The organism is Rhodoferax sp. SPJ21 (assembly GCF_058216335.1).
Map to the genome: position 1 here is coordinate 628,509 of NZ_JBYZMO010000003.1, position 14,095 is coordinate 642,603.

The window sequence follows — 14,095 nt, forward strand, 5'->3', positions numbered from 1 at the left end:
TCGCTGAGCAGGACTTCACCGACACGTATTCCAACCTCACCCCCATGACTTCCGTGCTGGCCGATCCCAGCCGCGAGCTCACCCTGGCGCAGATCCAGCAGCAGGACAACCAGCAACGCTTCAGCCCACTGGCCAACCAGGGCAGCACCAGCAATTTCGGACTGACCCGCTCCGCCATCTGGCTACGCATCCAGTTGCCGCTGCAAGCCAACGCGCCCAGCCACTGGATGCTGGAAGTGGCAGCCCCCATGCTGGACCAGATAGACCTTTTCTATACAAGCCAAGAAAAAGGCGCTGAACATCTCCGATCCGGTGATCAGATGCCGTTTGCACAACGGCCGCTGCCGCACCACAACCATGTCTTTCCGCTGCAACTGACCCCGGGCCACAGCCAGACTCTGTACCTGCGGGTGACATCCGAGGGTAGCCTGTCGATACCGCTACAGCTTTGGCGCCCTGCAGCCCTGGCCCAGGCGGACCACGCGAGCTACGGCGCATTCAGCCTGTACTTCGGCTTGCTGCTGGGCTTGGTGATGTACAACCTGCTGCTCTACGTATCGCTACGCGACAACATTTATCTGAGCTATGTAGGCTTTGCCACCGCCATGGTCTTCGGCCAGCTGGGGCTGACGGGCTTTGGCGAAGAATTTATATGGCCCAACCTGCCCTGGTGGGGCAATATTGCAGCCCAGTTCAGCATGTCGGTATCTGGTTTTTTTGCCGCCCTGTTTGCGCGCCAGTTTCTTTGTACGGCCGTTCGCGCACCCGTGGCGGACAAGGTGCTGCAAGGCTTGGCCGGGTTGATGGCCGTGACAGCCGCATGCGTTCTCGTCCTGCCCTACCACCTGTGTGCCTGGTTGATCAATATCGACGGCATCCTCTTCACCTGTGTGCTGGTCGGTGTCAGCATCCACTGCCTGCTGCAAAAACACATCGGAGCCCGTCACTTCAGCTTTGCCTGGGGCACCCTGCTGCTGGGCGTATTGGTCACCGCCTTGCACAACCTGGGCTTGCTGCCCTCCCACCCCCTCATCACCCATGCCATGCTGATAGGTTCGGCGGTGGAAATGCTGGCGCTGTCCTTTTCGCTAGCCGACCGCATCCAAACCAGCCGCCGCGAGGCATCGGAAGCCCAGGCGCGCGCCTACCAAAGCGAGCTGGCTGTGCTGAACAGCCTGCGCGAAAGCGAGCGCAAGATCGAAGGCCGGGTGCAGGAACGCACCCGCGAATTAGAGAAGGCCAACCACGAGTTGCGCCTGAACGAAGAACAACTGGCCTTGCAGGCCCACCACGACCCGTTAACGGGCCTGGCCAACCGCAAGCTACTGGGTGACCGGCTGAATGTGGCCATGCAGCACGCCAAACGCAACCAGCAAGGCTTCGCCGTGCTGATGCTGGACCTGGATGGCTTCAAACCGGTGAACGACCGCTACGGCCATGCTGCTGGCGATACCGTGCTGCAGTCCGTCGCCCTGCGGCTGACGTCCACCGTACGGGGTGTAGACACGGTGGCGCGCGTGGGCGGCGATGAATTTGTGCTGATACTCGATGCCGTGAGCGATGGCAACACCATGATGTCCATCGCGCGCAAGGTCCGTGACGCCTTGAACACTCCCATCACGCTGGACACCGGCGAGATGGTGCAGATCGGTACCAGCATAGGCCTGGCGATTTACCCGGTGGACGGAAGCAATGTCGAAGAATTGCTAACCGCCGCCGACAACGCCATGTACGCCACCAAGAACTCGCGCTACGCCAGCCTGCAGTAAGCGCAGGTATTTGACGCGGCTGTGGCCACGCCACTCAGGGTGGCGAAACCTTTTTTACTTCGACGTCTGTGACATCAGCCACTTCGACCGTGCTGCTGGTGGCGCGCGGACGCTGCGAAAAACGGTCCACCGTGCGCGCCACATCTTTCCATCCGGTGGCGTACATGCGCATAGGCGCCACAGGCTGCCCCGTGAGGCGCGCCCACAGGCTACGCAGCAACCACAACAACGCAATGCCTGACAGCACCAGCAAAGCGCTGGCGATGAAAACCAGCGCCAGCATCCACACAAAGAGCCGCCAGACAAACTGCCCCATCAAGCGGCCACCTTGCCGAAGCTGAACTGACCCGGCGCCTGGATCGGGTCCACGTCCACAGGGATCACATCCTTGGGCGCAAAACGGCCCTCCAGCAGCAACTTGGACAGCGGGTTCTCAATCCGCTGCTGTATCGCACGCTTCAGCGGCCGTGCGCCAAACACCGGGTCGAAGCCCACCTTGGCCAGCTCGGCAATTGCGGCAGGCGATACCTGCAGCGTCAGGTCCATCTTGGCCAAGCGGGCTTCCAGCACCTTGATCTGGATTGCGGCAATGGCTTCGATATTCTTCGCGTCCAGCGCATGGAACACCACGGTTTCGTCGATGCGGTTCAGGAACTCGGGGCGGAAGTAGTTCTTCAGCTCGTCCTGCACTGCGTCCTTGATCTCGTCGTAGTCCTTGCCCACCATGGTCTGGATGATGGGCGAACCAATATTGCTGGTCATCACAATCACCGTGTTCTTGAAGTCCACGGTGCGGCCCTGACCATCCGTCAGGCGACCATCGTCCAGGACCTGCAACAGCACGTTGAACACATCCGGGTGCGCCTTCTCGACCTCGTCCAGCAGCAGCACGCTGTAAGGCTTGCGGCGCACGGCCTCGGTCAGGTAGCCGCCCTCCTCGTAGCCCACATAGCCGGGCGGCGCGCCGATCAGGCGGGCCACCGAATGCTTCTCCATGAACTCGCTCATGTCGATGCGGATCAGGTGGTCTTCCGAGTCGAACATAAAGCCCGCCAGTGCCTTGCACAGCTCGGTCTTGCCCACGCCCGTGGGGCCGAGGAACAGGAAGGAGCCAGTAGGCCGGTTCGGGTCGCTCAAGCCGGCGCGCGAGCGGCGGATGGCATTCGCCACGGCGGTGATGGCCTCGTCCTGGCCCACCACACGGTCGTGCAGCTTGACCTCCATTTGCAGCAGCTTGTCGCGCTCGCCCTGCATCAGCTTGCTGACCGGGATGCCGGTGGCGCGCGCCACCACTTCGGCGATTTCTTCTGCGCCGACCTGGGTGCGCAGCAGGCGAGGCGCACTGGCTACGCCCTTGTTGGACTCCTTGTCCTGCGCTTCCTTGAGCTGCTTTTCCAGCTCGGGCAGCTTGCCGTATTGCAGCTCGGCCACTTTGTTGAAATCGCCCTTGCGGGTCAGCTCTTCGATCTGGAACTTCAGCTTGTCGATGGCTTCGCGCACATGGGCGCTGCCCTGGGCCTGGGCTTTTTCAGACTGCCAGATTTCGTCGTAATCGGCGATTTCCTTTTGCAGCTTGACGATCTCTTCCTCAATCAGGCCGAAGCGCTTGATCGAAGATTCATCCTTCTCGCGGCGCACGGCTTCGCGCTCAATCTGCAGCTGGATCAGCCGGCGGTCCAGCTTGTCCATCACCTCGGGCTTGGAGTCCATTTCGATCTTGATCTTGGCCGCAGCCTCGTCGATCAAATCAATGGCTTTGTCGGGCAAAAAGCGGTCGGTGATGTAGCGGTGGCTCAACTCGGCCGCAGCCACGATGGCCGGGTCGGTAATGTCCACGCCATGGTGGACTTCGTACTTTTCTTGCAGGCCCCGCAGGATGGCGATGGTGGCCTCTACCGTCGGCTCGCCCACCAGAATCTTCTGGAAGCGACGCTCCAGCGCAGCATCTTTTTCGATGTATTTACGGTACTCATCCAGGGTGGTGGCACCCACGCAGTGCAGCTCGCCACGCGCCAACGCGGGCTTCAACATATTGCCGGCATCCATCGCGCCCTCGGCCTTGCCGGCGCCCACCATGGTGTGCAGTTCGTCGATGAAGACGATGGTCTGGCCTTCGTCCTTGGCCAGCTCTTTCAGCACGGTCTTCAGGCGCTCTTCGAATTCACCCCGGAACTTGGCGCCAGCCAACAAGGAAGCCATGTCCAGCGACAACACCCGCTTGCCTTTGAGCGAATCAGGCACCTCGCCAGCGACGATGCGCTGGGCCAGGCCTTCGACGATCGCGGTCTTACCCACGCCGGGCTCGCCGATCAGCACCGGGTTGTTCTTGGTACGGCGCTGCAGCACCTGGATGGCGCGGCGGATTTCGTCGTCGCGGCCAATCACCGGGTCCAGCTTGCCCATGCGGGCACGCTCGGTCAGATCTAGGCAGTATTTCTTCAAGGATTCACGCTGGCCTTCGGCATCGGCACTGTCAACCTTGTCACCGCCACGCACGGCGTCCACCGCAGCTTCCAGCGATTTGCGGGTCAGGCCGTTGGCGCGCACCAGTTGGCCAAAGTCAGACTTGCTGTCGGTCAGCGCCAGCAAAAACAACTCGCTGGACACAAACTGGTCACCGCGCTTGATGGCCTCCTTCTCAGCCCCCTGCAGCAGGCTCACGAACTCGCGGCTGGGCTGCACCTGGTCTTGGCCGTGCACCGTGGGCAGCTTCTTCAGCGCACCCTCTGCTGCGGCCAGCAGGTTGGGCACATTCACGCCCGCACGCTGCAGCAAAGCCTGCGGGCCGTCGTCCTGGCGCAGCATGGCAGCCAGCACATGGGCCGGTTCGATGTAGCCGTGGTCAGCGCCCAGCGCGAGACTTTGTGCGTCGCCCAGGGCTTCCTGGAATTTGGTGGTGAGTTTGTCTTGTCGCATCTTGATCTCCAATTGCGTGGTAATTGAGGAGAATATGGCCGATTTCAAGACCAACCGTCTGTGCGGCAGCGTCGTAAACTCACTGGCATTTGATAAAAATCAAGCTCTGGCGCACGATTTATTTACGCCAGCAGCTATCAAATAGATAGCACAGCCAAAAAGCCAAGGCCGCGCCCCCCGACTTAAAATTGACGCCATGAACATCCACCAGCTGTCGGTCCGCTACCTGGAAGCGCAGGACAGGATACTGGTGCGCGTGAATACCCGCGAAGGCACGGAAATGCGCCTGTGGCTGACGCGCCGCCTGACCCTGGTGCTATGGCCCACCTTGAACCGCGCCGTTGTAGAGCACACAGCCCGCCAGGACGACCTGGGCGGCATGCAGCGTGACGAGGTCAGCAAAAAAGTTCTGGCCGACTTCCAGCGCGAAGCCGTGCTGCAAGAGGCCGACTTCGCCACCCCCTACCAGGACGCCGCCCTGCCCACCAGTTGGCCACTGGGCACAGAACCTTTGCTAGTCACCGAAGTACACATCACCCCCGAGGCGAATGGCCCGCTCAAAATCGCCTTCAACGAGCAGCTGCCGGACCAGGACAATGCACGCGGCTTTCAGGTCGAGTTGGCGCCGCCGCTGGTGCATGGCCTGGTGCAGCTGCTGGAAAGCGCGTTGCACCTGTCCGCCTGGGGCCAGGGCCATGAGCTGGCAGGCAGCGCACATGCCCAGGCCAGCGACATGCCAGACCCGGAAGAGCGGCCCAAGTACCTGAACTGAATACAATAGCTGCATGCTTTCCCGCGCACCACTCCGCTCCACACTGCTGCCCCGCAGCCGTGGCGGCGTGTCTGCCGGTGCCGCTAAAAAACCCCAGCTCGTCTGACCGGAGCTGCGGTTCCGTCCTCAGATGAGCGATGGAACCGATACCTCCCTCCCCTTCGGCCCCGCGCTCCTTTGACGATGGTTACCCCATCGGTCTGTTGTCAACAAAGGATGCAGTGTGCGCGCTTCGAACAATTTCTCTGGCGATTTTTCCGGTCTGTGGATTCCCCTGGTCACCCCGTTCCACCACGGAGCGGTAGACCACCCTGCGCTAACCTGCCTGGTGAAAAGCCTGTGCGGCAGCGGCATTGCCGGCTTCGTCGCCTGCGGCTCCACCGGTGAGGCGGCGGCGCTGGATGCCAACGAACAGCAAGCCGTACTGGACACGGTGCTGATGGCCGCCCAGGGCCTGCCGGTGGTGATGGGCCTGTCGGGCTACCACCTGCCCAAAATGCGGGACAACGTGGCCGCCACCAGCCGCCAGGGCATCGCCGGCCTGCTGCTGGCCGCACCCTGCTACATCCGCCCCTCGCAGGCCGGACTGCTGCAGTGGTTCACCGCCTTGGCCGATGCATCCGAAGTGCCGGTCATCGTCTACGACATTCCCTACCGCACCGGGGCCACGCTGGAGCTGGCCACCCTGCTGCAGCTGGCCCAGCACCCGCGCATCGCGGCTATCAAGGACTGCGGCGGCGATGCAGCCAAGACAGCAACCCTGATCGCCAGCGGCGCGCTGCAGGTGCTGGCCGGTGAAGACGCGCAGATCTTCAGCACCCTGGCCCAGGGCGGGGCGGGCGCGATTGCCGCCAGCGCCCACGGGCATACGCAGCGCTTTGTAGAGGTGATGCGCCTCATCGCGCAAGGTGACCTGGCGCGTGCCCGCGCACTGTGGCAGCCGCTGTTGCCCTGGATTGCCGGCCAGTTTGCCGAGCCCAACCCCGGCCCCATCAAGGGCTGGCTGGCCCACCACGGTCAGATGCAGGCCGAGCTACGCGCGCCGATGACGCCCGCATCCAGCGCCCTGGTGGACCGGTTGATTGCAGTGGAACAGGGCTTTCCCGCGCTGCGTACGCTCTGAAAACTCAGGCGTTCTGCGCCTGTATGCCCCAGCGGGCCAGCGCCGCATCGTCGCTGACCCTGGCATCCACCCAGCGCGCACCGCTGGGCGTTTGCTCCTTCTTCCAGAAAGGTGCCTGGGTTTTCAGATAGTCCATCAGAAATTCACACGCCTGGAAGGCCTCGCCCCGGTGGGCCGAGCTGACGGCCACCCAGACGATCTGGTCCAGCGGCAGCAGCAGGCCCACACGGTGGATCACCTGGGCGGCGTAGATATTGAAGCGGGCCAGAGCCTGGTCCACCATGGCCTCGATGGCGCGCTCGGTCATGCCGGGGTAGTGCTCCAGCTCCAGGCTCAGCACCTCGCCAGCGTTGTCCGGGTGAAAGTCGCGCACCACGCCCACAAAGCTGCACACCGCGCCCACGCGCCGGTCGTGCTGGCGCAGCGCGGCGATTTCGCGGCTGGGGTCGAAGTCCTGGGTCTGTATGCGTACACGGGGCGGGTTCATCGCCGCATTTTGCCAGCCACCATGGGATACAGTTTCTACCCTACCGACCTTGAGGAGATGCGTTTGACTAGCCCCCGCTACACCCTGGCAATCCACGGCGGCGCCGGCACCATGGCCCGTGGCGCCACAGACGAAGCGCCCTACCATGCCGGCCTACGCGCCGCACTGGCGGCCGGCGAGACCATCCTGGCCCAAGGCGGCAGCGCGCTGGATGCCGTGGTGGCAGCCGTAACTGCGCTGGAAGACGAGCCCCTGTTCAACGCCGGGCGCGGCTCGGTCTACACCTCCACCGCCGAGCACGAAATGGACGCCGCCGTGATGGACGGCCGCAACCTGGCTGCAGGTGCCGTGGCCACGGTGCGCACACCGCGCAACCCGGTGGAGCTGGCGCGGGCGGTGATGGATTCGCGCTTTGTGCTGCTCAGTGGCGACGGAGCCGAAGCCTTCGCCCGCGAACACGGCTTTGAGGCCATGCCGCCAGAGTACTTCCATACCGCCCACCGGCTGGAGCAACTGCAGCGCCTGCAGGCCCAGGAAGGCGGCCAGCGCATGCAAATGGACCATGCACCCAGCGCGCCGCTCGACGAAACCCGCAAATTCGGCACCGTGGGCGCCGTGGCGCTGGACAGCGCGGGCCACCTGGCCAGCGCCGTATCCACCGGCGGCATGACCAACAAGCACCCGGGCCGCATTGGCGATTCACCCCTGGTGGGCGCCGGCATTTACGCCAACGACCAAAGCTGCGCCGTCTGCGCCACGGGTTCGGGCGAATACTTCATCCGCGCCTGCGTGGGCCACGACATCCATGCGCGCATGGCCTATGCCGGCGCCACGCTCAGCGAAGCCAGTCAGGCTGCGCTGCAGCAAGTAGGAGAGTTGGGGGGAGAAGGCGGCGTGATCGCGGTGGACCGGCAAGGCAACATTGCCCTGCCCTTCATCAGCGCCGGCATGTACCGGGGCTGGGTGCGCGCCGGGGAGGCAGCGCAAACCCGGATTTTTGAAGACTGAAACCGCTACGCTACGAAAAGCATAGCTACCAGCGCAGGTTTTATCTGCGCTAGCAGCCAAAAACACCCAAATCAGTCAGAGACACGCCTTCCAGAGATTCCGCGGAACTGGCTTTGCCAGGCCGCAGGAATCGCCCCCTGCAAGGGGGTTGGCGGAAACGCGAAGCGTGTAGCCTGGGGGTGTGTGCTACTTCTCTGCGAAAGCGCGTTCGACCACGAAATGGCCGGGCGTGGAGGTATTGCCCTCCACAAAGCCACGCTCTTCCAGCATGTGCTTCAGGTCCACCAGCATGCCGGGGCTGCCGCACAGCATCACACGGTCAATGGCGGGGTCGAACTCGGGCAGGTCCAGGTCTTTGAACAACTTGCCGTTTTGCAGCAGCTCAGTGATACGGCCCATATTGCGGTAGGACTCGCGGGTCACCGTGGGGTAGTAGCGCAGCTTGTCGGTCACCATCTCGCCCAGGAACTCGTGCGCGGGCAAATGCTCGGTCAGCATGTCGTGGTAGGCCAGCTCTTCGACCTGGCGCACGCCGTGCACCACGATCACCTGGTCGAAACGCTCATAGGTTTCGGGGTCGCGCACGATGCTCAAGAATGGCGCCAGCCCGGTGCCGGTGGACAGCAGGTACAGGTGCTTGCCGGGCAGCAGGTAGTCGGTCACCAGGGTGCCTGTGGGCTTCTTGCCGACGATGATGGTGTCGCCGACCTTGATGTTTTGCAGGCGCGAGGTCAGTGGGCCGTCTGGCACCTTGATGCTCAGAAACTCCAGGTGCTCTTCGTAGTTGGCGCTGGCGATGCTGTAGGCGCGCAGCAGCGGCTTGCCGTCTTCCTTGCGCAAACCGATCATGGTGAAGTGGCCGTTGCTGAAGCGCAGCGATGGATCGCGGGTGGTGGTGAAGGAGAACAGACGGTCGGTCCAGTGGTGCACGCTCAGGACGGTTTCTTCGTTAAAAGCACTCATAAGGGGTCGCTTGGCTAGGTGGTGAAATTAGCCCCTATTTTCCTACACTGTGGCGGCATCCCAAGTCCAGAGCAATTCCCCCCGCAGCACCCAAGGTAAAACCAAAAGAAATATAGATATGGCGCAGATGGAATCTGCGTAAGCAGCTATGTTTTCAATAGCAAAATAATTTTCAGGCCTTGGGCGGGTCGGTATTCCTGGCCATGCACAGCGCGAAAAACGCCAGCAGATAGGGCAGAAAAGCCACGCGCGGCACGTCCATCACGCTGCTCACCAGGCCCACCAACGACACACCGATCAAGGACGCCGCCAGGTACGGCGCCAGCGGCTGTTGCCGCGCCCGCCCCAGCAGCAAATGCCACACGGCCCAGCCCACCAGCAGCAACCACAGCAGCAAGCCCAGCGCCCCGCGCTCGATCAACAGCTCCAGGTACAGGTTGTCGATATGCCAGGGCAGAAAGTAGAAACGCTCGGCCGGAAACCAGCGCGCCAAGCCCTGGGCGAAGTCGCCGTTGGCCAGCAGTTCATGGCCATTGCGCCCGGTCAAGCCAATCGACTGAAAGTCGGCATGCGTGCCACCACCCAAAACCGACACCGACAACATGCCCAGGCGCGGCGCATACCAGGGCGTGCGTTTGAACTGCGGCCCCCGCAGCGGCACATCGATCTGCTGCCAGGGCGACTCGGTGGGCGCCAGCTGCAAAAAGGCCTCCTGGCAACGTGCCGGGTAGAGCAGATGCCGCTCGCACAGCTGCAGGCTGACCTCTACCGGCGCGTCCACACGCAGCTGCAGCCTGGCCCGGTACGACTCGGTCGGCTCCAGGTGCACCCGTTGGGTCAGGGCAAAAAAGGCGTCCAGCTCCGGATCGGTGTCCGGGCCGTGCAAACGCATGAAGGGCCGCTGCCCGCCCGCTTCAGTCTGTAGCGCGACGTGCCCGGGCCATTCCCCCTCGGGGTAGTTGTGCGCATAGTGGCTGGGCAGGCGGCCCAAGCCGATGCCCAGCCATGGGTCCACCGGACCGTCGCGCAAATCCAGGCCGCGCTGCCAATGCTCCAGGCGGCTGCCAAAGTCGCGCTCGGTGTGCGCCAGGCGCTCAGACATGAAGCTGCCGCCCTGCAGCACGGCAACAATCTCGCCCACCAAAGCCAGCGCCAGCAAGCAGGCTGCCGGCATGCGCCAGCCAGGACGGCGGCGCTGCCACAGAGCGTCCAGCCAGGTGCGCAGGTCCAGCCCGGCACGCTGCAGCCAGAACCATGCGCCCAGCAGCAGCACCGGCGCCGCCATGGACAGATACACGCCGCGCGCAAACGTGGTCAAGCCGGCATAGGCCACAGCCAGGGCCAGCACAGCGCCCAGGGCCCATTGCCAGGGCCGGCGGGCCGAGCGCAAGGCCCACACCACCAGCGGTGTGCTCAGCGCCAGGTAGGCGTCTATGGCTGCGCCGCCCACATGCATCTCCCAAAACAAGGCCGTGGTGCGGTACTTACTGGTGAAGTTGAAAAGTCCAGGAAACGCCACGCGCTCCCACAGCACGGCCAAGGTCACAATTACCAGCCCGGTCAGCATGCCTCTGGCCACTTGCCGGCCAGCCTCAGCGGGCGAACGGTGTAAAGCCTCGCGCAGCAAAGGCAGACAGAGCAGCGCCCACAACAGGCTTTTGGCCACCCGCAGGCTGTTCAACGGGTCGGCATAGCCCTGGAACCAGCCCCAGGTCCAGCCACCCGCATCCCAGCCGCCACGCAGCAAGGCCAGCAGGCCGGCGGCGGCCAGCAGAGCTGGCAACACCGTTGCCGACGAGCGCCATTGCAGCTCGGGTCTGGTGTGTGCAGAAGAAAAGGCCCAGCGGCCATAACTGCCAGCCAGCACCGCCAGCAGCAGCAGATCGAATTCTTCAAAAACCAGCCAACCAGTCCAGGGTGCAAAGTTCAGCCAGGGCAGGCAGGCTGGCACCAGGAACAACCAGGCACCCGGCAGCCAGACCATGGCCACGCACACGGTGTAAAAACCCGCCAAGGCCAACATGGGAGATACCGGGTGTGCCAGGGCCAGGCCGCAGCCTGCCCCAAAACACGCAAGCGCCAGCAGCGCTAGGACGGCGCGGCGCAGTGCCACCCGTTAAACCAGCAGCGTCAAACCAGCACTTCCACACAGGCCGGATGGCCCAGGAAGCCCTGCGGGCTGGCGCTGGCGCCGTACGCGCCCGACTGGAACACCACCACCAGGTCGCCTTCTTGCGCAACCGGCAGAACCATGCGGTCGCCCAACAGGTCCAGGGGGGTGCACAAGGGGCCGACCACGGACGCGGGCTCGGTATCCGTCGCATCCATGCGGTTACCAATGGCCACCGGATAGTTCTTTCGGATCACCTGGCCGAAGTTGCCCGAGGCCGACAGATGGTGGTGCAGGCCGCCATCGGTCACCAGAAAGACCTGGCCGCGCGAGATCTTGCGGTCCAGCACACGCGCCACATACACACCGGCTTCGCCGACCAGATAACGGCCGAGTTCGATAACAAAAGCAGCTTGCGGCAGCTCGGTCTTGGCGCGCTCGGCCAGGGCGGCCAGGTTGTCACCGATGGGATGCAGGTCGATACGCTGCTCGCCAGGGAAGTACGGAATGCCAAAGCCCCCGCCCAGGTTCAAAAAGCGCACCGGCATGGGCGCACTGTCGGCCAGGCGTACGGCCAGGGCATAGGATTTTTGCTGGGCTTCGCAAATCGACTCGGGCTTGAGGTTCTGCGAGCCGGCGAACAGATGAAAGCCCTCGAACGCCAAACCAGTCTGGCCTATGGCAGCCAGCAGCTCGGGCATTTGCTCTACATCCACGCCAAACTGTTTGGGGCCGCCGCCCATCTTCATGCCCGAGCCCTTGAGCTCAAAATCGGGGTTGACGCGCACGGCCACGCGGGCAGGCAGGCCTAGGTCTTGTGAAATTTGCGCCAACAGGTGCACTTCGCGCATGGATTCCAGGTTCACCAGCACGCCCGAGGCCACGGCCTGGCGCAGCTCGGACTCGCGCTTGCCCGGGCCGGCAAAGCTGATCTCCTGCGGGTCGGCGCCGGCATCCAGCGCCACCTTGAGCTCGCCGGCAGAGGCCACGTCAATGCCGTCCACCAAACCCGCCATCAGGCCCACAACAGCCGGCATGGGGTTGGCCTTCATGGCGTAGTGCAGCTTGACGCTGGCCGGCAAGGCCGCGCGCAGCTCGGCCACGCGCTGGCGTAGCTGCGACCTGTCGTAGGCATAGAACGGCGTTTGTCCCACCCGCGCGGCCAGTTGCGACAAAGGTATGCCACCCAGCACCAGCTCGCCGTTCTGAACGGGAAACTGCGACAAGGGAGCGTGGACGGGGATGGTGCGTTCGGTAGCGGTCATAAGGCTCAAAGGTTGGACTGGCGCTCGGCCCAGCCGGTAGACAGTAATTTGCGGTCAATCTTGCCATTCGGGTTGCGCGGCAAGGGGCCAGCCACCACCTCGACGCCCGACGGCACCATATAGGCCGGCATGCGCACCTTGCAGGCCGTCAAAAGGGCAGCGGTGTCCAGCGCCGCCCCTTCGGGCGCGGTGGCAATCACCTGGATCGCCTGGCCCCAGGCCGGATGCTCCACACCAAAGGCCACGCATTCGCCCACCAGCTTGGTGGCGTACAGCACCTCCTCCACTTCGGTCGGGCTGACGCGGTAGCCGGAAGACTTGATCATCTCGTCGCGCCGACCAATGAAGTAGAGAAAGCCTTCAGCATCCATGCGCACGGTATCGCCGGAAAACACAGCGTACTCGGGCAGCTGCAGGCCGGGCTGGCGGCCTGGTGCGTCGGCAGCCAGCAGCTTGTAGCGTTCTGCGGTTTTCTCCGCATCGTTCCAGTAACCCATGCCGACCAACGCGCCACGGTGCACCAGCTCGCCGGGCTCATCCGGCGCGCAAGGGCTGCCGTCTTCCCGCAGCACCAAGATTTCGGCGTTCGGAATAGCCTTGCCGATAGAGTCCGGGCGGCGGTCCACCTCGGCGGGTGGCAGATAGGTGGAGCGGAAGGCCTCGGTCAGGCCGTACATCAGAAACGGTAGGCTTTGCGGCACGCGCTGGCGCAGCAGGTCCAGGGTTTCGCGCGGCATCCGGCCGCCGGTATTAGCAAAGTAGCGCAGCTTGGCGCCAATCTCGGCAGGCCACTCCAGCTGGGTCAGCTGGATGTACAGCGGGGGCACGGCGGTCAGGCCGGTCACGCCTTCGCGGGCCATGGCTTTCAGCACATCGCGCGGCATCAGGTAGTTCAACAGCACCACGCGGGCGCCCACATGGAAGGCCGTGGTCAACTGGCTGAAGCCCGCGTCAAACGACAAAGGCAAGGCAGCTAATAAGGTGTCAGCGTTTGTATTCTCTAGGTAGCTTGCTACACTTTTTGCACCAGCCACCATATTCCGGTGCGATAGGACCACGCCCTTGGGTTTGCCGGTGCTACCCGAGGTGTAGAGGATGGCCGCCATGTCGGTGTCTATCACCCGGTGACCTGCGCGGGGCTCAGCCGCCAAAAAGTCCGCCCAGGCCGTATGCGGCAGTGCCGGCGCAAGTTGCGGCACGGCATCGGTCTCCACGATATGGCGCAGATCCGGGCAGTCGCCCAGCACACCAGCCAGCAAGGCCAGCCGCTCTGGCGAAGTCACCAGCACCCGCACATTGCAGTCTTGCAAGATGAAAGCCACCTGCTCAGGCTTGAGCAGCGGGTTCAGTGGCACGAATACCGCGCCCGCCGCCGGCGCACCAAAGCTGGCGACCACGGTTTCAAAACGCTTCTCCAGATAGATCGCCACCCGCTCGCCCCGGCCAATGTCCAGCGCCATCAAACCGGCCGCAAACTGGGACACGGCAGTCTGCAGCTCGCCATAGGCCATGGACACGGCGCCATAGGTCAGCGCCTTATCCAGCGGAGCCCGCTGTGCCGCACAGGCTATGAGTTCATGCAAAAGTGTGGATTCACGCATAGGAATGGGGCTGGAGCCGTGGAAACAGGGAGTCGCAAAAGTATCTCACAGCACCTGGGCCATACGCGGCGGCCATCTGCA

Annotated in this window: 11 protein-coding genes; 4 read left to right on the plus strand and 7 right to left on the minus strand. The window is 63.6% G+C overall.

The window, feature by feature from the left end; all coding sequences use genetic code 11:
• Positions 1 to 44: 44 nt before the first annotated feature.
• Positions 45 to 1,769, plus strand: coding sequence for a diguanylate cyclase domain-containing protein (locus tag AC4BBN_RS18195; RefSeq protein WP_490593411.1), 1,725 nt, complete (start codon positions 45 to 47; stop codon positions 1,767 to 1,769).
• 34 nt (positions 1,770 to 1,803) lie between these two features.
• Here the strand turns inward: AC4BBN_RS18195 and AC4BBN_RS18200 are convergent, their stop codons facing one another.
• Both AC4BBN_RS18200 and clpB read right to left on the minus strand, forming a co-directional pair.
• Complete coding sequence (locus AC4BBN_RS18200; RefSeq protein WP_490593412.1) at positions 1,804 to 2,085, minus strand: hypothetical protein; 282 nt, start codon at positions 2,083 to 2,085, stop codon at positions 1,804 to 1,806.
• Positions 2,085 to 4,685 carry an ATP-dependent chaperone ClpB gene (gene clpB, locus AC4BBN_RS18205; RefSeq protein ID WP_490593413.1) on the minus strand — a complete coding sequence of 867 codons (2,601 nt, stop codon included), beginning with the start codon at positions 4,683 to 4,685 and terminating at the stop codon, positions 2,085 to 2,087. Before clpB ends, AC4BBN_RS18200 begins: the two co-directional genes overlap by 1 nt.
• A gap of 196 nt (positions 4,686 to 4,881) precedes the next feature.
• Between clpB and AC4BBN_RS18210 the strand changes: the two genes are divergently transcribed.
• Both AC4BBN_RS18210 and AC4BBN_RS18215 read left to right on the plus strand, forming a co-directional pair.
• On the plus strand, positions 4,882 to 5,457 hold the full coding sequence (locus AC4BBN_RS18210; RefSeq protein WP_490593414.1) for a hypothetical protein: 576 nt from the start codon (positions 4,882 to 4,884) through the stop codon (positions 5,455 to 5,457).
• A 223-nt stretch (positions 5,458 to 5,680) separates the two neighbouring features.
• On the plus strand, positions 5,681 to 6,580 hold the full coding sequence (locus AC4BBN_RS18215; protein WP_490593415.1) for a dihydrodipicolinate synthase family protein: 900 nt from the start codon (positions 5,681 to 5,683) through the stop codon (positions 6,578 to 6,580).
• 4 nt (positions 6,581 to 6,584) lie between these two features.
• On the opposite strand, the gene AC4BBN_RS18220 is transcribed toward AC4BBN_RS18215, so the two are convergent.
• Positions 6,585 to 7,067 (minus strand): molybdenum cofactor biosynthesis protein MoaE, encoded by a 483-nt coding sequence (locus AC4BBN_RS18220; RefSeq protein WP_490593416.1) that lies wholly within the window; start codon positions 7,065 to 7,067, stop codon positions 6,585 to 6,587.
• A 57-nt stretch (positions 7,068 to 7,124) separates the two neighbouring features.
• On the opposite strand from AC4BBN_RS18220, the gene AC4BBN_RS18225 reads away from it, so the two are divergent.
• Positions 7,125 to 8,075, plus strand: coding sequence for an isoaspartyl peptidase/L-asparaginase family protein (locus AC4BBN_RS18225; RefSeq protein WP_490593648.1), 951 nt, complete (start codon positions 7,125 to 7,127; stop codon positions 8,073 to 8,075).
• A gap of 186 nt (positions 8,076 to 8,261) precedes the next feature.
• On the opposite strand, the gene AC4BBN_RS18230 is transcribed toward AC4BBN_RS18225, so the two are convergent.
• The 4 genes from AC4BBN_RS18230 to AC4BBN_RS18245 form a co-directional block, all read right to left on the minus strand.
• A complete protein-coding gene (locus tag AC4BBN_RS18230) occupies positions 8,262 to 9,038 on the minus strand; it encodes a ferredoxin--NADP reductase (protein WP_490593417.1) in 777 nt (258 codons plus the stop codon).
• Between the two features lie 172 nt (positions 9,039 to 9,210).
• Positions 9,211 to 11,151, minus strand: a complete 1,941-nt coding sequence (locus AC4BBN_RS18235; protein ID WP_490593418.1) for a hypothetical protein — start codon at positions 11,149 to 11,151, stop codon at positions 9,211 to 9,213.
• A 17-nt stretch (positions 11,152 to 11,168) separates the two neighbouring features.
• Entirely contained in the window at positions 11,169 to 12,413 is a 1,245-nt protein-coding gene (locus AC4BBN_RS18240) for a pyridoxal-dependent decarboxylase, exosortase A system-associated (RefSeq protein WP_490593419.1), read from the minus strand.
• A 5-nt stretch (positions 12,414 to 12,418) separates the two neighbouring features.
• A complete protein-coding gene (locus AC4BBN_RS18245; RefSeq protein WP_490593420.1) occupies positions 12,419 to 14,014 on the minus strand; it encodes an acyl-CoA ligase (AMP-forming), exosortase A system-associated in 1,596 nt (531 codons plus the stop codon).
• Positions 14,015 to 14,095 lie beyond the last annotated feature (81 nt).